The organism is Pseudoalteromonas sp. SG45-3, from assembly GCF_014164075.1.
Taxonomy (GTDB): domain Bacteria; phylum Pseudomonadota; class Gammaproteobacteria; order Enterobacterales; family Alteromonadaceae; genus Pseudoalteromonas; species Pseudoalteromonas distincta.
This window is the reverse complement of the sequence record NZ_JACJEN010000006.1, coordinates 105,956-126,298: the sequence shown is the minus strand read 5'-3', so window position 1 is coordinate 126,298 and position 20,343 is coordinate 105,956. Positions and strand designations below refer to the sequence as shown.

Sequence of the window (20,343 nt, the reverse complement as noted above, 5' to 3'; positions counted from 1 at the left end):
TCTTTAATCTATCGAATAAAAAAGCCGCAGCACTCAAAGAGCACCACGGCTTTCAACCAGAATAAGTTTGTTTATTTGAAGGCTATAAAGCACTTTCTAACTGTGGCAGTACTTCAAACAAATCAGCCACTAAACCGTAATCTGCAACTTGAAAAATAGGTGCGTCAGGGTCTTTATTAATCGCGACGATTACTTTTGAGTCTTTCATACCCGCTAAATGCTGAATAGCACCGCTAATACCTACTGCAATGTATAAATTAGGCGCTACAATTTTACCTGTTTGCCCTACTTGCATGTCGTTAGGTACAAAGCCTGCATCAACTGCTGCACGCGATGCACCAATAGCTGCACCTAGTTTATCTGCAATACCATTAAGTAATGCAAAGTTTTCGCCGTTTTGCATACCGCGACCACCCGATATGACCACACTAGCTGCTGTAAGCTCAGGGCGTTCTGATTCTGTTTGCTCAACACTTACAAAGCTGCTTAATTGCGAATCTGATACTGTATCAATGCTTGTTATAGCAACAGCTGATTGCTCACCTTGTAAATCAAAGCTACTGGCACGTACGGTAATTACTTTTTTACTGTCGAGTGATTTAACCGTGGCGATTGCATTACCTGCATAAATAGGTCGTTTAAATGTATCGGCGTCCACTACTGCGATAATTTCAGAAATTTGCGCAACATCTAATAGCGCGGCAACACGTGGCATAAAGTTTTTGCCCGTTGTAGTAGCACTTGCAACAATGTGGCTGTAGGTGTCGCTAAGTGATAAAACTAAATCGCTCATGTTCTCAGCTAACTGATGTTCATAAACGCTATTATCGGCAACTAAAACATTAGCTATGCCATCAATGCTTGCAACTTGTGAGCTCATTGCGCTTAAGTTGTTACCTGCTATTAGTACATCAATAGGAAAGCCCATTTTTACTGCAGCGTTAATAGTTTTTGAGGTTTCTGGTTTTAAGGCACCGTTGTCGTGCTCTGCAATTACGAGTGTTTTCATTTAAATCACCTTTGCCTCTGTTTTTAATTTTTCTACAAGCTGTGCAACGTCTTCTACAATAATTCCTGCGGTGCGTTTAGCTGGCTCTTCAACACTTATTAATTGCATACGCGGTGTTAAATCAACACCAAGCGAATCTGCTGCTATTACTTCAAGCGGCTTACGTTTGGCTTTCATAATATTTGGCAGTGATGCATAGCGAGGCTCATTTAAGCGTAAATCAGTTGTAACAACCGCCGGTAAATTAAGTGCTACCGTTTGCAGCCCGCCATCAACTTCGCGAGTTACGTTTACTTTGCCATTTTCAATAACAACTTTTGATGCAAATGTACCCTGCCCGCGATTAGTTAATGCAGCAAGCATTTGACCTGTTTGATTATTATCTGAGTCAATTGACTGCTTACCTAAAATGACAAGTTCAGGCGTTTCTTGCTCTACAATTTTAGCGAGTAGTTTTGCAATATGAAGTGACTCGAGCTTTTCATCGGTTTCGATGTGAATGGCTTTGTCAGCGCCCAATGCTAATGCTGTGCGTAATTGTTCTTGTGATGCTTTTGGACCAATAGTTACGGCAACCACTTCAGTGGCGGTACCGGCTTCTTTAAGGCGAATTGCTTCTTCTATAGCAATCTCACAAAACGGGTTCATTGCCATTTTAACGTTGGTTAAATCAACGTCGCTGTTATCACTTTTAACGCGTGCTTTTACGTTGTAATCAATCACTCTTTTTATTGGTACGAGAACTTTCATAGGAACTCCATAATTATTTAAACCTACAAGGTAACGTGCACGTCAACCTATTTATTTTATGAAATTAGACTACTTCCTGTTGACGTAAACGTCAACCTAAAATAACCTTTAACTATTCACAGTCTGTAACGTTTAATTTGCAAAGTTATAAATAGGCTGTACACCTTATTTAAATGCGTAGTAAACATTCAAATAAGTCCGTCATAGATAAAGAGGTTATTATGGTCGAACGTGAAACCATGGAATTTGATGTAGTAATTGTTGGTGCAGGCCCTGCTGGGCTTTCAAGTGCAATTAAACTCGCGCAATTAGCACAAGAAAAACAACAAGAGTGCATGATTTGCGTAGTCGAAAAAGGTTCTGAAGTAGGTGCACATGTACTCTCTGGTGCTGTTTTTGAAACCAGAGCTTTGGATGAACTACTACCTAATTGGCAAGAGCTTGGCGCACCGGTTACAACCAAAGTAACTAATGATGAAATTTATTGGTTTAATAACGAGCAAAAAGCGACATCAATTCCCCACTTTGCTACACCAAAAACATTTCATAATGATGGTAACTACATTGTATCTATGGGCAATGTATGTCGATGGCTTGCAGAGCAAGCTGAAAGCTTAGGCGTAGAGATATTTCCAGGATTTAGCGCACACTCTTTAATAATTGAAGATGAAGCAGTAAAAGGCATTATTACTGGCGATATGGGTGTAGACAAAGATGGTAATAAAAAAGACGGTTACATGCCAGGCATGGAGCTTCGTGCAAAATACACTATTTTTGCCGAAGGTTGCCGAGGTCATTTAGGTAAACAACTAATCAATGAGTTTGTACTTGATGCAGATTCATCACCGCAGCATTATGGTTTAGGCTTTAAAGAAATCTGGCGAATAGATGAAAGTAAACATGAGCTTGGCAAGGTAGTTCATGGTACAGGTTGGCCACTTAGCGGCGATACTAATGGTGGTGCATTTATGTATCACAGTGAAAACAATCAAGTTGTTGTTGGTTTAATTGTTGATTTAAATTACTCAAACCCACATTTGAGCCCGTTTGATGAGTTTCAGCGAATGAAGCACCATCCTGTATTTAAAAACGTACTTGAAGGCGCTGAACGTATTGCTTACGGTGCGCGTGCTATTGCTAAAGGTGGCTTGCATTCATTACCAAAAATGCATTTTGCTGGTGGTTTACTTGTTGGGTGTGATGCAGGCACTCTTAATTTTGCAAAAATTAAAGGTAATCACACTGCAATGAAATCAGGAATGATTGCCGCAGAGGTTATTTTTGAAGCATTGCAAAATGAGTTAGCAAATACCAATTTAACTAATTATCAAACTGCGTTTGAGCAATCATGGGCATATAAAGAGTTATATCAATCTCGTAACTTTGGCCCTGCTATGCACAAACTCGGTAAATTTTTAGGTGGTGCGTACAATACTCTTGATCAAAACATTTTTAATGGTGGTTTACCCTTTACGTTTAAAGATAATACGCCCGATCACTCTACCCTTGTTGATGCTAACGCAGCTGACAAAATTGCATACCCAAAACCAGATGGACACCTTAGCTTTGATAAACTCTCAAGTGTGTTTTTATCAAATACTAACCACGAAGAATCACAGCCGTGTCATTTAAAGCTTAAAGATGCGTCAATTCCTATTAACGTAAATTTAGTTAAATTTGATGAACCCGCACAACGTTATTGCCCTGCAGGCGTTTACGAAGTACAAGAAATTGCAGGCAATAAAGAGTTTGTTATTAATGCCCAAAACTGTGTGCACTGTAAAACCTGCGATATTAAAGACCCAAGCCAAAACATTACATGGGTAACACCTGAAGGTGCAGGTGGGCCAAATTATCCTAATATGTAACTAAATTATGCGCTGTATAGCTATATAACTACGTTTTTTACATATAAATTATAAACATATCCTAAATTGCAGGGGCTTCGGCCCCTTTTTTACGTTATGCTAATAGTAGTTTTAATAATAAGAGTGTTATTTATGCCGTCGTCAAAAGTTATTTTTCGTTTTTTAGCAGAGCCTACTGATGTTAATTTTGGTGGTAAAGTTCATGGTGGGGCCGTCATGAAGTGGATTGACCAAGCAGGTTATGCGTGCGCTGCAGGTTGGAGTGGTCATTACTGCGTAACGGTTTCGGTTGCGGGTGTTAAATTTAGACGCCCTATTTTAGTGGGTCAAATAGTCGAAGTAGAAGCTAAAATTGCTCATACGGGTAGAAGTAGCATGCAAATATTTATTCAAGTTAGGTGTGGCGATCCAAAAACGCAAAATATGGTTGAAACAAACCATTGTGTTATCAGCTTTATTGCAATGGATGAAACGGGCTACCCAATAGAAGTGCCTTCGTTTAAAGCAGTGACCGATGAAGACATTAAGTTAGAAAATTACGCTATAAAAATGAAAGAAATAGCAATTGAAACAGAAAACTTGCTTCATAAAGTCTAATTAGTAATTTAAATAGAGTAAGGCTATGTAAAAAACTCATTATACTTTGTAAAACATACAACTTATTTTAGAGTACACGATTACGCAAAAGTTCACTTTGATTATAAAACACGCTAAACAATGTAAAAACCAATACAAAAGAACCAATTATGGCGTGTTTTTAATCCATTTTAATATTGGCACGCTCGCTGCAAGTAGATAATTGAAGTTTGATTAATGAAATCAAGCATTTGATTATTTTTTGTAAAGGAGCTATTCAATGATTAAAACACTTTCTCTTTCAGCTATTGCACTAGCAACACTGGGTTTTAACTCTGCAGCACACGCTGACATTTCTGATTTCGATTCTCCACGTATTTATACTGGTATCGGTTACGGTCAATATTCTTTTGAATTTGAAGACAGTGACAACGACACTGACTTTGACGACGATGCACAAATGCTTAAAGGCTATATTGGTACTCAGTTTAACGAATACCTAAGCTTAGAACTTGCTTATCAAAACTTTGATGAAGTAAGTGATATAGACAGCAAAGCTGAAATTGATGGCGTATCGCTTGCCGCACGTTTGGGCTACCCAATAACAGAGAGCTTTTCTGTATATGCAAAAGGCGGTTGGCTTGAGTGGGATGCAGATTACACACAAGATTTACCAGTAGGTGGTGTAACAGCTTCTACAGATGGTGGTGATGCATTTTACGGTGCGGGTATTGAATACGCACTTACAACAAATGTACAGTTTCGTTTAGAGTACGAACGCTACAAACTTGATGACGATATTGATCCAGACATGGATGTAGCGTCTGTATCAGTTCAATACATGTTTTAATTAATCTTTAACATGTATCAGAGGGTAAGCTTATGAGCTTGCCCTTTTTTGTTTTAGGTCCTTTTTAAATATATTAATACAAAATATAAACCACTCAGTCTAATAAGTGATTTTAAACCGCTTGGTCTATAAGCAATAAACTTACTTACACTAATGCCATAAATACTAAATGCAGGTAGAATAGCGCTCTATTTTATTTGTACCCGAGTACTATGAGCGATTATACCATTTCGGCTATTGGCCACATTGAATCTCCTTATAAACAAAAGTTTGCTATACCTAGGCAGCCTCGTTTAGTGCCACAAGCCAAGGCAAAACTTATTTTTGCACCTGATTTTAATCGCGAAGAGTTTGTACGTGGTTTAGATGAATTTACTCATATTTGGTTGTTATTTCGTTTTCATGAAACGGCCGATAAAGGTTATTCTGCTATGGTTCGCCCACCTCGTTTAGGTGGGAATGAGCGAAAAGGTGTATTTGCTACCCGCGCTACATTTAGACCAAACGCGATTGGTATGAGCGCAGTAAAACTTGAAGGTATTGAATATAAAAACGGACAACTTAGTTTATTACTCGCTGGCATTGATTTACTTGATGGCACCCCCATTATCGATATTAAACCGTACTTACCCTATTCAGATGCAATGCTTGACGCCAGTGCTGGCTTTGCAGATACACGCCCAGAAACACAAATGACGGTTGAATTTAGCCCTCAGGCAATTGAGTTTGTTAATGCGCAAACACAATACCCAGATTTACATGATTTTATAGCTAATGTTTTAAAACAAGATCCCCGCCCTGCCTATAAAAAACAAAAAGACGGCGAGCAAAGCTATGGTATGACTTTGTACAATTATAATATTCGCTGGCAAGTCAATGGCGAGCATAACGTAGTAACAAACATAGAAAAAAACTAAATAACTCACTTAGCGCTTTAGTGTAAAAGCATCCGCTGTTAAACTTAAGCTCTATTAAAAGAACATAATTACTCTATTTCGGAAAAAACATGCGTACAAGCCAATATATACTCGCAACACTTAAAGAAACGCCATCAGATGCTGAAATCGTATCGCATCAGTTAATGCTTAGAGCCGGTATGATCCGTCGCGTCGCTTCGGGTTTATACACTTGGTTACCCTCTGGTTTACGTGTGCTACGTAAAGTAGAAAACATTGTACGTGAAGAGATGGATAAAGCAGGTGCTATTGAAATGCTAATGCCTGTAATTCAACCCGCTGATTTGTGGGAAGAGTCTGGCCGTTGGAATGAGTTTGGTCCTGAGCTTATGCGCTTCACAGACCGTCATAACCGTACGTTTGCACTTGGTCCAACACACGAAGAAGTAATAACTGATTTCGTACGTAAAGAAATAAGCAGCTACAAGCAGTTACCAGTTACTTTATATCAAGTACAAACTAAAGTACGCGACGAACGTCGCCCTCGCTTTGGTGTGATGCGAGCTCGTGAATTTACAATGAAAGATGCCTACTCTTTTCACTTAAGTGAAGAATGTTTAGATGCGACTTATCAAGCGATGCACAAAGCATACTGTAACATTTTTGAGCGTTTAGGCCTTGATTACCGCCCTGTACTTGCTGATACTGGGTCTATTGGTGGTAGCTTATCGCACGAGTTTCATGTACTTGCTGAGTCGGGCGAAGATGCCATTGCATTTAGTGATGGCAGTGATTACGCAGCTAATATTGAAAAAGCAGAAGCACTAGCGCCAAACGATCCACGCCCAGAAGCAAGTAAAGAGTTAAAAGCATTCCCTACTCCTGACGCTAAAACAATTAATGAGCTTAAAAAGCATTACGGTGTAAAACCTCATCGCGGTGTTAAAACCTTAATTGTTTACGGTGCACCTGATGAAAACGATGCACGTGGTTTAGTGGCGCTTGTACTTCGTGGCGATCATGATTTAAATGAATTAAAAGCTGAAAAGCACCCATTAGTAGACTCTCCGCTTGAAATGGCAACAGAGGCAGATATTGTTGCTGCTATTGGTGCAAAACCTGGCTCCTTAGGCCCGGTCGGCTTATCTATGCCTATTATTGTTGATAGAGCCGCTAATATCCTTGCTGATTTTGTTGCCGGTGCTAATAAAGACGACGAGCATTACAGCGGTATTAACTGGGATCGTGACGTAACTGATTACGAAGTTGCTGATATTCGTAATATTGTTGAAGGCGATATGAGCCCATGTGGCCAAGGCGTTTTACAAATTAAACGCGGTATTGAAGTAGGTCATATATTCCAACTTGGTACCAAGTACTCTGAAGCGATGAAAGCGGGAGTATTAAACGAAGGCGGTAAAAACCAAACCATGACCATGGGTTGTTACGGTATTGGTGTTTCACGTATTGTTGCTGCTGCTATTGAACAAAACAACGATCAATACGGGATCATTTGGCCAAAATCAATCGCGCCATTCGATTTAGCGATTGTTCCAATGAACATGCACAAATCGCATCGTATTCCTGATATTGCAAATAACCTTTACCAGGGTTTAAAAGATGCAGGTCTTGATGTGTTATTTGATGACCGTAAAGAACGCCCTGGTGTTATGTTTAATGACATGGAGCTAATTGGTGTACCTTACACGCTTGTAATTGGTGAGCGTAACCTTGACGAGAATAAAGTTGAGCTTAAAAACCGCCGCACCGGTGAAAAGCTAATGATTGATATTGATACAGCAATTGATGCAATTAAAGCGGCTGTTAAAGGTTAATAACACGCACGCTCAAAATAGACTAAAAGGCCGCATTTAAAATGCGGCCTTTTTTATGCGCGATTAATAGCAATACGTAATAATAGCTGCTCAATGACTCACCTTTCCTAGCTTTGTAGAAATCATTTAATTACGGCCTTGGTATAAATTGTCATGGAGGCTTCGCTAAAGTGTCTCATAAGTGTCATTAGATTTATCTACAGTGTTTAATTATTACACTATGGATGACGGGCATGACAAACAATCAACTGCGTAAAAAACAACATTATCCAGCCATTTGGATATCTGATGTTCATTTAGGTTACAAAGATTGTAAAGCTGATTACTTACTTGATTTTTTAAACTCGGTAGAATCCGACACACTTTATTTAGTGGGTGATATTATTGACTTATGGTCAATGAAGCGACAGTTTTATTGGCACCCTTCTCATTATGAAGTATTAAACTGCATACAAACAAAAGCAGCTAGCGGTACACGTGTCATTTATATTCCCGGTAATCATGATGAAGCGTTTAGAAACTATATAAATCAAACATTATTTGGTGTTGAAATCCACCAGCAGTTTATTCACACCACTAAAGCTAATAAACGGTTTTTACTTATACACGGCGACGACTTTGATTCAGCGACTCGTTATAACAAACTTGTTAGTATTGCGGGGGATGCAGGATACGACTTTTTATTATTTTTAAATCGCTGGACCAATCGTATACGTAAAATATTTGGTGGTAACTACTACTCGCTTGCATCGTGGATAAAAGCTCGGGTACACAAAGCTCGAGAAGCAATTAGTGCCTTTGAAGATGCCGCAGTTCATGAAGCTAAAAAACAAAACGTAGACGGTATTATTTGTGGACACATTCACCATCCCAAAATTAAAGTGGATGACGGTATTATGTACTGTAACGATGGTGATTGGATTGAGAGCTGTACTGCGCTTGTAGAGCAGCAAGATGGAAAGATAGAATTACTACATTGGTCAGATACACAATTTATACTCGATAGCGCAGACATAGCTATTCTTAACACGCCTTTAAATACGTCAACAAATACCAAACCAAAAAAATCAGCTGCTTAGCAGCTGATTTTCAAAACGATTAACTTAACCAAGTAATTAGCTTGTCTTTTAAAGTTTGTGGTTTAATTGGTTTAGTAATGTAGTCGTTCATTCCAGCAGCTAAACAACGCTCTCTATCACCTTCCATCGCACTCGCTGTCATAGCGATAATCGGTATGTGAGTATAATCTACCCCTGCCTTACTATTTCTAATTTCACTTGTGGTATCGTAGCCATTTAAATTGGGCATTTGGCAATCCATTAATATAACATCAAAAGCTTGCTCTTCGTTTTCTCTCAGTGCTTCTAAGGCTTCTATACCGTCTGACGCACAAGTGATTTTTACTTTAGTACGTTTTAATATTGCCTTAGCTACTTCAATGTTTATCATATTATCGTCAACTAATAATACATGATACGCAGATAGGTCAGGCTCTACTTGTTCCTCTTCCAAGCCTTTTGGTGGCGCTATAATACAGTCACTACTAGCACCAAATAAGCTGGCCAATTTATAGCTGAATTGATCTTGAGTAAGCGGTTTATTTAGAATGTGGCTACCCTCAGGTAATATCATTTTAGTCGGTTTATCGGTCACCATGTCGCGTAAAATTAAGACGTACTTTTTATTAAACTGTTTACAATAATCAATAAGGGCATCAATTTGAGGATGCTCATCGTCAATCAATAATAAGTCAGCTTCAAACTCTTTGTGCTCACTAAAATAGTCAAGTCGTACAATGTTTTCTGCTTTTACTTTGCAGGTTAATAACAATAAGTCGCATACGTTTTTATAAACGTTATCGCGCGCTATTAATGCAGCTACGTTGATACTTGTAGCAAGCTCTATACCTGTGTTTAATTTTTTCTCTTGTGCAACGTGTAGCTCAACCGTTGCGGTAAAGGTACTACCCGCGCCCTTTTTACTTATAACCGTAATATTACCACCCATTAACTGAGCAAGTTTTTTACATATAGATAAGCCTAAGCCTGTACCACCAAAATGACGGGTTGTACTTGAATCTTCTTGTGTAAATACTTCAAATAGTTTGTCTATGTTTTCAGGCGCTATACCAATTCCGGTATCTTTTATTGTAAAGCTCATTAATAATTTTGAGTCAGTTATGTACTTAGAACCGACAGTTAAACTTACTTCACCTCGGTGGGTAAATTTAAATGCATTATTAACTAAGTTAATTAAAATTTGTTTAAGTCGATGGCTGTCGCCAATAACCATTCTGTCTACTACATCTTTAGTATCTAAAAATACTTCAAGACCTTTGCGTTGGCCCTGTAAAGCTAAAGAGCTAATCATATCGCTACATACTGTAACAACATCAAATGTATGGTTATCAATATCAAGCTTACCTGCTTCAATTTTAGAAAAATCAAGAATATCGTTAATCAGATTCATCAATGAATTAGCACTGCTATTTGCTAGTTTTAAATAATGGTATTGTTGATCGGTTAAGCCATCTTCTTTGAGCATTTCAAGCATCCCTAGTACGCCATTCATTGGTGTGCGTATTTCGTGAGAGATATTTGCTACAAAGTCACTTTTTGCTTGGCTTGCTGCTAATGCTTGGTCAATTGCACGTTCTAGTTCAATGGTCCTTTGTGAAACCTTTAGCTCCAAAGTACTGTTCAAACCTTCAAGCTCTGATTGAGTGTTTTTTAACGAGCTAATATTTCTTAAAATAGCCGCTACTTGATAACGGTTATTGTATACATCAAAAATACTGCTAAGCGTGATTGAAAAGTATTGTTTGTTGCCATAACCATCAGTGTAGATAGCTTCAAACGGCATTTTTGAACCGTTTGTAATGGTCTCTTGTATACAATTAGTGTCTGCGTCGTTTAAATTAAACAGCGAGACAAAATCAGGATTAGTGCCTGATATTGAACTACCAAAAACCTCTTTAGCGGTATTATTAAAGTGAACAATTTCGCCGTTTTGCTCAATTGTAAAAATAGCATCCAAAGAATTTTCTATTACTTTATTGTTTTGCTCTTTTAGAGAATTAATTAACAGCTTACGGTTTATAAAGCGTTGGTATAAAAAAGCAATAACTAAAAATACGCTAAAAAATACCACTAACATTGCAATAAAGTTTTGACGTCTCTCATTCACCTTTGCAAACAATGTTTTTGTATCAACACTTACACCAAGCTCTAAAGGTAGCATGGCTATATCACCCTCAAACGAAATTCGTTTTTTTAAAGTGTAATCCACTGGATAATTACTTATTGGTAAAGTGCCCTGCTCTGTCATGGTGGTTGCAGTAGAGAATTCTTCAGACCATGTTTTAGTTTTATTAAATTCAAAACGGAATCGAAGTTGAGGGTTTGGATGATATAAAAATTCACCTTCATTATTCATAAGGTAAATCTGCGTCCCTTGTGGAGATTCAACTGTTAAATCTTCAAGTAATTTATCCGCAAAGTAATTAGTAACTAATATTGCAAATATTTTATTATTTTCATCAAAAACAGGCTTAGCAACACGAAAAGTGCTTATATAAGGTTCTTGTATCTGTCCATTTTCACGGTTGTAGTTAATTGGAGAAATATAGACACTTTTCTTATCAAGCATGCTTGCTTTAATTATGTAATCGCGTTGGCCTTTTTTTTGTAATTGCAGACCTTGCAGTCGATTAATCTCTCCAAGTTGATTTCGGTCAACTCTAACAATCTCTTGCCCACCATCTTCGAGCATAATATAGCGAGCTTGCAAAATACTGTCATCGGTCTGCATAAAACCAGTAAAAATACTTGCTAAGCGCTCTTGCCAAACATCTATTGGCGTACCAAGAACGGGATCAATTAGTTTATTTTCTTTTGCGCGGGTAATGCCTTGTATTGGTGGTGTAGCATCTAAAAAGCGAATGGCGGTAACACTGTCTTTAAGATGTTTTTTTAATGAATAGCTCTTTGTTTCAAGTTCACGCTTTAATTCTATTTGAGCTGAATGGTAAACATCACTTCTTACTTTTTGATCGAACATATATAGAGAAGGCAAAGCTATAAGAACAAATATTATTGTTGCAACGAGCATTAATTTATTATTTTTTGTTACATTCAACAAAATATTTCTTTTTAGCATTTACCTTCACCATAAATTTTTATTGTTATTAGTATAGAGCATTATAGAAATAATTGGACCATCTAACTAATCAGTTATCCTTATTAATTCTAATTTTTTACATATTTAAGTACTAATGTACTACCTAAAAAGCTGTATTTGCAAAAGGTTAATTCAAATTAACAAACGTTGGACCTAAAGGACTATTTAGGAATGCTCTGATTGTTCAGACCTTCTTTCACAACAAATATGACTATAACCATGCAGAAAATAAACCCTCCTCCTATACAGATATAGTTGATTATTGGATTAGACTCAGTATCAAGAGTCATTGCTAAGAGCCCATAACTCAAAAGCATTAAACCAATAAGTGACGCAGCCATTAATCTAATGTGTTTTTTTGTGGTTTTTTTCATTCTATTACTCCTTGTTCCCTAGCAATACTTTCTAAATTCTTCAAAAATTGAATCGATTCATGCGTTATGTCTTTAATCATAAACTTAGGGTCTATTTTAAGTTCACCTTCATCTATTTCACTGTTACTAACAGTCTTTAAAAAAACAGCTTTGCCTTCATCATGCAGTGATATTTCTGTCGGTATTTGATTTGTTTCATATTTAAATTTACGCATAAAGTCTATTAAAGGCACATCTAAAAAACCAACAAACGTTTTTCCAAAATAAGTATCTTCTCGTGCTCGTTTTAAAAGCCAAGTATATTCAGCAGATGATAGAAATTGGCTTGGGAATGAGCTCGTTTTTACTGTTTGGACTTTTTCATCATCAAAATACCCTATAAATAAATTTTCGCCCTCCTTTTCGTAGGCGATATAATTATTAGGGTCGTTTTTAGGATCTAAGCTCATTTCATAAATTTGTTCTTTAGTAAATCCTGGCGCATATTTCATCATATCAGTAAGAGCTTTATCACTATTTTCTTTATTTAAAGCATAATCTAATCTGTATGCGATATTTTTTTGATGATCTAAAATATATTGTCCATCATCTTTAATAGTCATTTCTGTAAAGGTTTTATTTGGCAAAACATAGTCTGTACGAAGGTATTTATCGGTGACTTTTATTTTAATGTATGCAAAATGAGTTAACTCTTTAGTGACTTGATAATTGAGTGAAAGGTTATTTTGTGCGTGTGCATAACCACACAAACTTGCGGTAAGAACGACTATAAATTTAAATATATTTTTCAAAACTTTATCCTTAAAAGTTAGCAACCTAAAAACGGCGTGACCACGCTGCATTGAACTGTAATCAGCGCCTATACAAAAGTACCTATCATTAAGTAGATATAATTTTTGGCAGGCTCATAACAAGTATAATGAGTATAAACAAAAAAACGAATAGCCCTACGTGAAGTTTAAATGGGTAAACCATTTGGCTTGTTCTGTCTAACGATACTGGATATTTATATTTTAATAATGAAAACACAAGTGTTTTACTATCAACACTCCAATGAGACAGTGGGATACTCTGCCCCTTTGTTGTACTAAATACTAGTGAGATTAAATGCGACCTTTTAGTTGTTCTTCCAATTGCTCCTTCAACTGAGTCGTAATCGTAATTCCACTTAGCCTCAATGCTAATAATATCCTGCTTAGTTAATGTACGCGGTTTTTGATCGGTAAATAATAATGCAGGTAAATAAAGCTCATCATCGTTTATGATAATGGAGCTTAAGGGCGCTGTTTTTATAAAATAGTATTTATTACAAACAATAACCCTAGCGAAGTAATAACTTGCATAAGTTATTACTAAAAATGCAAAAGAAGGTTTCCAGTTTTGTGATGAGAACGCAATAAATAGCGAAAGCAAAGCAAAACACACAACAATGAAATGAACTAAGTTTTTCTTACTATCAGGGAGTGGTAGCGCGCATCTAAGTATAGGAATATTATTTTTAGCCTCAGCATTACCTAAAATAGTATTTTGTGGGAATATTTTTGAAAATTTGTTTACTGTTGCTGAGTTTGTTTTTTCAGCCTCGGCCTCTTCACGTTTAGCAGTATAAACGCGCTCAACGGTTGAGAGTTTACTCACTACTAGCTGTGCTTGTTTGTCTTGCTTGAAACACCTAAACGTATAAGTGCTCAATTTGCCTTGTGCTGAGGTGTAATTAATATCTATGATATTTACAGCTTTATCTGCTCTAAACGATATTGTGTTTATACTGTTTGTATCAATGGAGTGGTGACTATACGTGAAGATTTCTTTCTTAAAAAAATAAGCCCCCAACTTTATATCTATTTGATTATTGTGTTCATCAAACTTTAACCGGTGTTGAAACATCAAAAGCACAATAATTAATAAAACGTCAAGCCCATCGCTTGTATCAAAAATAAAGCCTTGACTTAAAACACCTAGCACAAGCCCTGCTACCGTTAGCCAAATGAAAAGCCATTTAATCGTTTCTAATAGTGATTTTAATATAATTGAATTAGCCAAAATTCCCTCTTTAAACAAAAAGAGTATGCTTAGTTACATACTCTAATAACATATAAATACTTAAAGTAGTCAAAAGCTAATTAACTAGACGCAATAATGATTATCCAACCATCTTCTTTGGTAAGTTCAAATACACAGCCGTCAGACACGAATTTTTTTTCACCATACTGGGCTCTTATATCAACCTGTGCATAATTAGATTTCGATTCAGTTGATAATTTTTGAGATAAAACCTCGAATTCAGGGCTTGTTACATACTTTTGAAACTTTTCTGCCTTTTTACTCAAGTATGCGATAGCGCGTTTTTTTTCGTCCTCAGTATCTTTGAAATGCTTTGGTACAAAAGACATCAAGGTATCAATGTCTTTATCAGCTTTTGCTTTTCTAAACTCTTCGCACTTCTTTATAAATAATGGATCTTGATTATCCTTAGCAGGAAAATTCACATTTGATTCATCTGCAAAAGCTGATGTGCTTAAAAACATAATGCTAGAAAAGGCTATTAATTGTGATTTCATTTTAAATCCTTTGTGAACGGAACAAATAAGGGGGACGTTGTGTAAACATTAAGCTTTTCCTCATCTACACTGATTGCTGTGGCATCCATAGTAAAATTAAATCCACCATCAGCCTCTGTCCAAGTAAAACTACTAACGTCAGGTGCTTGAGCAAATAACTTTCGCTTATTATTAAAACAAGAAACTCCCTGTAACATTTTTTGTTGATCTTCTACATGCCAAAAGTCATTATCTGGTTTAGAGAGGTATATATAACAACCACGCTCTAGACCTTCAACACTCACTTTATAATTTAACAGTCCAATATCGGGCTTTAGTTCGACAGAACCTTCAATAACATCATTAACTGAATATGAGTCTACACACCCTTGCAAAACTAATGAACCAAGCAATACACACATGGTTTTTTTTAACATAACGTTCCTTTTATATACTCTTAATTATTATTTTTACGTTCACTTTTTAGTTTTTTATAAAGATCATCGGCTACTGCTGTGGCTTTACCAATAATGCTATAAGAGTCATCTTTTAAAAATGCGTCAATCGACTCTTGCCTTAAATTTTCTTCATACCAGTATTTAAACTCTTTGTATGATACTAAATCACTTATTTTATTTTTTAACTGTTGGACATTCTCAACTTTGTTTTGATATGCAAAAGCACGTAAAACAAAAGATTTAAGCGTACTATCAACACTTAGCTCTATTTGGCTATCATCGGCTATGTAACTTTGGAATAATCGAATGCCGTTTTTGTAATAAAGAGAAATATAATCAGTGGTTGAGCTTATTTGTACCTGTTCGTTATTAAAAGCATTAATGCCATAAAACTCTCCGTCTAAATTATCTACATAAAAAGGTCCCTTAATATGTAAGTAATCAGGCATGACAACCTTTAGGGATATAACGTGTTCTTTTTTGATACTTGAGTAGTTACTTTCACCATATACATTTTGTAAGCTAAACCAGCCTGTACCAACATCACTAGGCACGATAAAATTAGCATTAGTATCGTCTATATAATCCAACTGAATTGTTGGGCCATCTGCAAAAACTAATGCAGTACCACTTTCTAAATTTGCACCAGTTATTGATACTTTATCGCCTTCAACTACATTTTTAATCGGAATGCCTGTAACAACTGGTGTTTTTGGATGCAGTAATGTGGCATCAATACTGTTGGTTTTATAGCCATCTATAGCTAGAAAAAATGTAATGGGTTCTCCGCCCAACGCTACCTTTGGATAATTAGGTATAACAAATTCAATTTTATTCTCTGATGTAATCGTCACTGGTAAATTAACGACTGGCTGTTTGTCATCCCCTTTTAACATTACCAAATGTGCCGCATCACCTTTTAGGTTTTCTGCATTTAAATTAGCAGGGAAAAACGGCCTAACTTTGTTAATAAATACTGCTTCGTCACTATGAGAATATGTTGCAGAGCTAATGACTGGGGTATTTGATGGGTATAAGTTATTTATACCAATTAGTTTTTCTAGTGGCTGCGGATCATTTTCATCAAACAAAAAGTCGCCATCGTCGTCAGTATCTAAAAAATTAGGGATGCCATCACCATCAAAGTCATAACGGATAAATTCAACTAAGTTTAATTCATCTGAATCTAAAACTGCATTATTGTCACTATCTGAGTCAATAAAGGCTGGTTTTTTATCACCATCTAAATCGTAGGTTTGTTCTATAGCATCAGTAATGCCATCATCATCACTGTCTAAATCAAGCCAGTTTGGAGTACCATCATTGTCGACATCATGACTAAAGATAAAGTTAGCTGTATAAATATGGTACTCATTTCCATCGGGTATTTTATCAGCATCTGTATGTTGCCCAAGGTGGTTCATTCCCAAAGCAAGCTCTTTGTTTGTGGGAACTGCGTCTTTATCTATATCAATAAACGCATGTACCGTATATGTAAAGCTATCTGCACCTAAGTTGTTTCTATCAGTAATACTTAAATTATATTCACCCGCTTGCTTAGGCGAGAAGGTAATAACCTGACCGACTTTACCAATGTGTTCAATGTTTGTTGGTATAGAAGAAATAACATCGCCATTATTATTAATAATCGTTAAAGACGGTGTAAAACGTGAATCATCTTTAAAAAGTATAAACGTCACTGATAAGTCTTCAAATAGCATTGAGCTGGGGATATTAAATTTAAAATCATCTATATCTACATTTTTAGCAATAACCCCCGCCGCTTTAAAAGGTATATTCCCAACTGGGTTTGCTTGGCCAACGTTATTATTAAACTCTTGTTCTTGAACAACCGACATTGTAGTTTTAGCAGCATCAAACGGATAGTCATCCTGCTCATCAGGCACACCATCGCCATCTTCATCTTTGTTTTGCCAAGTTCCTAACTGAGAAGTTGGTTGAATGGTTTTTGCTTGTAATGGTGTTGTGTAGGTTAGCGAGCTAAAAGCACAGCTAACACTCAATAGCGAGAGGCAAAATAGTGGTGTTTTCAAGAATCCATCCTTGTTTTATAATCCATAGTTCAGCCAATAAATTTAAACTATTTAATCACCGAATACAAACCACTTTAAAAATTGGCTTCAAAAACAAAAAAGCATCACTAAAGTGATGCTTTTTATTACCAATAAATTCTTACCTAAATAATACATCTTCTCGGTTAAACCACTTAACACAAAATGCCAATAGTCCAGCAGCAATGATTGCAGTGGCTAAAAATATTAAGCCTACAAATGTGTAATCAACAGTCCCTTTTACTATTTCTTTAATTGCTAATGCTACGTTTGTAACAGGAATGAATGCTGTTTTAGCAGTGAGTTCCATATTTGGCATTATTGAAATAATAATCGGGAAAAATACGCCCATACTAAGTGGTGCCATATAATTTTGCGCTTCTTTAAACGTGCGAGCATAGATAGATATAGCCAGAGCTAAGGCCGAAAATATAGCTGCAACAGGTAACAATAGTACAAATATCATTAGTAAATCGGTAACTGCTAATGTACTAAACGCGGCTTTAATAAAATCAAGATCGGCAAATGCGAGCGCCAATGCTATCCAACAGCCCATACTTAAGACGGTTATGGTTGTGGAGGCAATGGATGTAGTTAACAAGGTTATAAATTTACCAAGCACCAGCTCTGTACGCGTAATAGGTGTAAGTAGGAGTGTTTCTAGTGTGCCGCGTTCTTTTTCGCCAGCGCCTAAATCAATAGCGGGATAAGTTGCCCCCATCAATACTAATGGAATAAGTAGGTAAGGTAAAAAACCGCCAATTTTTTCGCCAAGGTTTTCACGTTTATCGGCGGTATCTACTTTTATGACTTCAATTGGATTAAGAATAGATTTTTGAACAGACTCTTCAATACCAAAACTGATTAGCTTTTGAGTTTGCAGCACGTCACTGTATTCTTTTGCGAGCTCTTTAACGCGTTCGAATAAAAAGTTGATAGATTTTGAATCGTTAAAAACAACCTGCCACTGGCTTTGTTTTCCATCGTCCAATGTTTGCACAGCATGACTTGGTAAATAAATACCCATATCAATATCGCCAGCGATTACACCTGCTTTAAGCTCATCTATATTGTTAAAGGTTTTATCCCCTTTATAAAGCTCAAAACTTTTGTGATAAAACACTTTATCTGTAAACTCTTGTGCGTATTCACCGTTGATTATCGCGTAAGTATTTACTTTTTGCTCAGCGTCCATTGCAGCTTGCGAGCTTATAAATGCCATTACGGCAAACAATAACGGAAATATAGCAACAGGAAGCGCGACAACAAATAATAGCGTTTTTTTATCGCGTAATAACTCTCTTAATTCCTTTTTAAATACCTCAAACATCATGTTTCTCCGTTAATATATTCATAAACGCTTGATTAAGCTCATCACTATTACCTGCTTGTTTAAACTCTTCTACTGTCCCGTCAAAACAGCTAATTCCTTCGTTAATTACAGCGACACGGTCACATAAAAGGGCTACTTCATCTAGATGATGGGTTGAGAAAATAACAGGCGTCCCTTGCGCCTTTAAACCTTTGATAAATTTAATAACGGTTTGTGTGGTCATAATATCTAGGCCCGTTGTTGGCTCATCAAGTACCACAACTGCTGGGCGATGAACAACTGCACGCGCTATATTTGCTTTTTGCTTCATCCCCGTTGAAAGGTTTTCTGCCCGTTTATCTACAAATTTGTGCATGTCTAGCAATGTAAATAGCTCATCACAACGCGATGCAATATCGCTTTTGTTCATGCCATGAAGCTTTGCAAAATACTCTATGTTTTCTTTTACAGTTAAGCGGCCATACAACCCCGTAGAGCCTGATAAAAATCCAATAGACTTACGGCCCAGTAGCGGTTTTTTTACAATATCGTTTCCGGCAATCGTTATTGAGCCTTCATCGGGCTTTAACGCGGTTGAAATCATTCTCAGTGTCGTCGTTTTACCCGCACCATTTGGGCCGAGCAATCCAAGTACCTCACCTTTAGCGCAACTAAAACTAACGTCTCGTACTGAGTGAAAGTAGTCTTTATCTTCACGAGGATCGATGTCATCTATTTTATTTTTTTTGTGATCTTTAGTTAGCTTAAATTTCTTTTTAAGCCCAGCAACTTCTATCATGTTCGCATCCTTCGTTTCGCTCTAAAATAATCTGTATTGTTGTAAAAAGAGTCATCTTTGTTTTCGTCATGCCAGCCTGGCACACCTAATAAAGGCAGCGGTGAAAGCTTTTTGTTATCGGCTAAGCAGTTATCTGTATTAATCATCTCATAAAGGGCTTGGTCAAGGTACTGGTATTGAGTTACTAAATCTTTACAAAATATTTCATTCGGTACACAAACAAATAACGCTTTACCCGTTAAACCTATATAAGGCTTTGTTAGCATTTCATAATTAGCATGACCAAACATAAAAGGTTTTATTGTTTTACCCCACTCATGTTTGTGTTCAACGAATGCAGTTTTCCATTGGTGATCGCAAAGCCACTGCTGCCATTTACTCTCACTTATAGCTAATACAACACCACACTCATCAAAAAGCGTTAGTGCATTACGATGCTTAGTACGCTGTTGCAGTCCATGCTCAGCTATATCTTGCACATGTCTATGGTTTATTAACGCTTTGGTTTTTGGAAATAAACACCATATAAACCCACCAAATAAGTCATGCCAATTTTCACTTCGTGTAGGTACAACACCCGTTTCAAAAATTACTTGCTCGTAATACCGCTCGCCAAAGTCTACCTTTGCATCATCTTCAAAAGTAATAGGAATATTATTCTCATTAATAGCAGTTAAAAATGGAGAAAACCACTGCGGCGCCGGCCAATCTGTTAGTTCGTTAACTTTAAATAGCTCACGTAAATGCGCAAATGCACCTGTTTCTAAACTACTGATTTGCCACTGCTCGGGGGGAGTAAAACGCTTCATTTAAACCTTTAACAAT

18 protein-coding genes are annotated in these 20,343 nt (G+C 36.8%); 6 read left to right on the top strand and 12 right to left on the bottom strand.

Annotated elements, in window-relative coordinates; translation table 11 throughout:
- Nucleotides 1-82 precede the first annotated feature (82 nt).
- Together H5126_RS09465 and H5126_RS09460 are read right to left on the bottom strand one after the other, a co-directional pair.
- A complete protein-coding gene (locus tag H5126_RS09465; RefSeq protein WP_182692832.1) occupies nucleotides 83-1,009 on the bottom strand; it encodes an electron transfer flavoprotein subunit alpha/FixB family protein in 927 nt (308 codons plus the stop codon).
- Entirely contained in the window at nucleotides 1,010-1,759 is a 750-nt protein-coding gene (locus H5126_RS09460) for an electron transfer flavoprotein subunit beta/FixA family protein (protein WP_182715514.1), read from the bottom strand.
- Between the two features lie 221 nt (nucleotides 1,760-1,980).
- Here H5126_RS09460 and H5126_RS09455 point away from each other — a divergent pair, with 221 nt between their 5' ends.
- From H5126_RS09455 to H5126_RS09430, 6 genes are all read left to right on the top strand, one after another.
- Complete coding sequence (locus H5126_RS09455; protein ID WP_182719834.1) at nucleotides 1,981-3,627, top strand: electron transfer flavoprotein-ubiquinone oxidoreductase; 1,647 nt, start codon at nucleotides 1,981-1,983, stop codon at nucleotides 3,625-3,627.
- Between the two features lie 132 nt (nucleotides 3,628-3,759).
- A complete protein-coding gene (locus H5126_RS09450; RefSeq protein ID WP_024596822.1) occupies nucleotides 3,760-4,224 on the top strand; it encodes an acyl-CoA thioesterase in 465 nt (154 codons plus the stop codon).
- Between the two features lie 259 nt (nucleotides 4,225-4,483).
- Nucleotides 4,484-5,053: an outer membrane beta-barrel protein gene (locus tag H5126_RS09445; protein ID WP_002961225.1), complete on the top strand. Its 570-nt coding sequence runs from the start codon at nucleotides 4,484-4,486 to the stop codon at nucleotides 5,051-5,053.
- Between the two features lie 212 nt (nucleotides 5,054-5,265).
- Nucleotides 5,266-5,970, top strand: a complete 705-nt coding sequence (gene tsaA, locus H5126_RS09440) for a tRNA (N6-threonylcarbamoyladenosine(37)-N6)-methyltransferase TrmO (RefSeq protein WP_002961223.1) — start codon at nucleotides 5,266-5,268, stop codon at nucleotides 5,968-5,970.
- Between the two features lie 89 nt (nucleotides 5,971-6,059).
- Nucleotides 6,060-7,784 (top strand): proline--tRNA ligase, encoded by a 1,725-nt coding sequence (locus H5126_RS09435; RefSeq protein ID WP_182692835.1) that lies wholly within the window; start codon nucleotides 6,060-6,062, stop codon nucleotides 7,782-7,784.
- 233 nt (nucleotides 7,785-8,017) lie between these two features.
- Nucleotides 8,018-8,863, top strand: coding sequence for a UDP-2,3-diacylglucosamine diphosphatase (locus H5126_RS09430; RefSeq protein ID WP_024596856.1), 846 nt, complete (start codon nucleotides 8,018-8,020; stop codon nucleotides 8,861-8,863).
- Nucleotides 8,864-8,882: 19 nt separating this feature from the next.
- On the opposite strand, the gene H5126_RS09425 is transcribed toward H5126_RS09430, so the two are convergent.
- From H5126_RS09425 to H5126_RS09380, 10 genes are all read right to left on the bottom strand, one after another.
- Nucleotides 8,883-11,942: an ATP-binding protein gene (locus H5126_RS09425; protein ID WP_182719833.1), complete on the bottom strand. Its 3,060-nt coding sequence runs from the start codon at nucleotides 11,940-11,942 to the stop codon at nucleotides 8,883-8,885.
- Nucleotides 11,943-12,124: 182 nt separating this feature from the next.
- A complete protein-coding gene (locus tag H5126_RS09420; protein ID WP_182719832.1) occupies nucleotides 12,125-12,337 on the bottom strand; it encodes a hypothetical protein in 213 nt (70 codons plus the stop codon).
- Nucleotides 12,334-13,128 (bottom strand): hypothetical protein, encoded by a 795-nt coding sequence (locus H5126_RS09415; RefSeq protein ID WP_182719831.1) that lies wholly within the window; start codon nucleotides 13,126-13,128, stop codon nucleotides 12,334-12,336. The genes H5126_RS09420 and H5126_RS09415 overlap by 4 nt, the downstream gene beginning before the upstream one ends.
- A gap of 88 nt (nucleotides 13,129-13,216) precedes the next feature.
- Nucleotides 13,217-14,380, bottom strand: a complete 1,164-nt coding sequence (locus tag H5126_RS09410; protein ID WP_182719830.1) for a hypothetical protein — start codon at nucleotides 14,378-14,380, stop codon at nucleotides 13,217-13,219.
- 80 nt (nucleotides 14,381-14,460) lie between these two features.
- Nucleotides 14,461-14,898, bottom strand: coding sequence for a hypothetical protein (locus H5126_RS09405; protein WP_170173886.1), 438 nt, complete (start codon nucleotides 14,896-14,898; stop codon nucleotides 14,461-14,463).
- A complete protein-coding gene (locus tag H5126_RS09400; RefSeq protein ID WP_182719829.1) occupies nucleotides 14,895-15,314 on the bottom strand; it encodes a hypothetical protein in 420 nt (139 codons plus the stop codon). The genes H5126_RS09405 and H5126_RS09400 overlap by 4 nt, the downstream gene beginning before the upstream one ends.
- A gap of 20 nt (nucleotides 15,315-15,334) precedes the next feature.
- Nucleotides 15,335-17,389: a hypothetical protein gene (locus H5126_RS09395; protein ID WP_182719828.1), complete on the bottom strand. Its 2,055-nt coding sequence runs from the start codon at nucleotides 17,387-17,389 to the stop codon at nucleotides 15,335-15,337.
- Nucleotides 17,390-17,528: 139 nt separating this feature from the next.
- A complete protein-coding gene (locus tag H5126_RS09390) occupies nucleotides 17,529-18,737 on the bottom strand; it encodes an ABC transporter permease (protein ID WP_039487952.1) in 1,209 nt (402 codons plus the stop codon).
- Nucleotides 18,730-19,518: an ABC transporter ATP-binding protein gene (locus H5126_RS09385; protein ID WP_024596859.1), complete on the bottom strand. Its 789-nt coding sequence runs from the start codon at nucleotides 19,516-19,518 to the stop codon at nucleotides 18,730-18,732. The genes H5126_RS09390 and H5126_RS09385 overlap by 8 nt, the downstream gene beginning before the upstream one ends.
- Nucleotides 19,515-20,327 carry a DUF3025 domain-containing protein gene (locus H5126_RS09380; RefSeq protein ID WP_096793172.1) on the bottom strand — a complete coding sequence of 271 codons (813 nt, stop codon included), beginning with the start codon at nucleotides 20,325-20,327 and terminating at the stop codon, nucleotides 19,515-19,517. Before H5126_RS09380 ends, H5126_RS09385 begins: the two co-directional genes overlap by 4 nt.
- Between the last annotated feature and the right edge of the window lie 16 nt (nucleotides 20,328-20,343).

What these genes read in the sequence shown, in the direction of transcription:
- H5126_RS09465 (WP_182692832.1), bottom strand. Translation starts at nt 1,009, where the DNA reads ATGAAAACACTCGTAATTGCAGAGCACGACAACGGTGCCTTAAAACCA.
- H5126_RS09460 (WP_182715514.1), bottom strand. Translation starts at nt 1,759, where the DNA reads ATGAAAGTTCTCGTACCAATAAAAAGAGTGATTGATTACAACGTAAAA.
- H5126_RS09455 (WP_182719834.1), top strand. Translation starts at nt 1,981, where the DNA reads ATGGTCGAACGTGAAACCATGGAATTTGATGTAGTAATTGTTGGTGCA.
- H5126_RS09450 (WP_024596822.1), top strand. Translation starts at nt 3,760, where the DNA reads ATGCCGTCGTCAAAAGTTATTTTTCGTTTTTTAGCAGAGCCTACTGAT.
- H5126_RS09445 (WP_002961225.1), top strand. Translation starts at nt 4,484, where the DNA reads ATGATTAAAACACTTTCTCTTTCAGCTATTGCACTAGCAACACTGGGT.
- tsaA (WP_002961223.1), top strand. Translation starts at nt 5,266, where the DNA reads ATGAGCGATTATACCATTTCGGCTATTGGCCACATTGAATCTCCTTAT.
- H5126_RS09435 (WP_182692835.1), top strand. Translation starts at nt 6,060, where the DNA reads ATGCGTACAAGCCAATATATACTCGCAACACTTAAAGAAACGCCATCA.
- H5126_RS09430 (WP_024596856.1), top strand. Translation starts at nt 8,018, where the DNA reads ATGACAAACAATCAACTGCGTAAAAAACAACATTATCCAGCCATTTGG.
- H5126_RS09425 (WP_182719833.1), bottom strand. Translation starts at nt 11,942, where the DNA reads ATGCTAAAAAGAAATATTTTGTTGAATGTAACAAAAAATAATAAATTA.
- H5126_RS09420 (WP_182719832.1), bottom strand. Translation starts at nt 12,337, where the DNA reads ATGAAAAAAACCACAAAAAAACACATTAGATTAATGGCTGCGTCACTT.
- H5126_RS09405 (WP_170173886.1), bottom strand. Translation starts at nt 14,898, where the DNA reads ATGAAATCACAATTAATAGCCTTTTCTAGCATTATGTTTTTAAGCACA.
- H5126_RS09400 (WP_182719829.1), bottom strand. Translation starts at nt 15,314, where the DNA reads ATGTTAAAAAAAACCATGTGTGTATTGCTTGGTTCATTAGTTTTGCAA.
- H5126_RS09390 (WP_039487952.1), bottom strand. Translation starts at nt 18,737, where the DNA reads ATGTTTGAGGTATTTAAAAAGGAATTAAGAGAGTTATTACGCGATAAA.
- H5126_RS09385 (WP_024596859.1), bottom strand. Translation starts at nt 19,518, where the DNA reads ATGATAGAAGTTGCTGGGCTTAAAAAGAAATTTAAGCTAACTAAAGAT.
- H5126_RS09380 (WP_096793172.1), bottom strand. Translation starts at nt 20,327, where the DNA reads ATGAAGCGTTTTACTCCCCCCGAGCAGTGGCAAATCAGTAGTTTAGAA.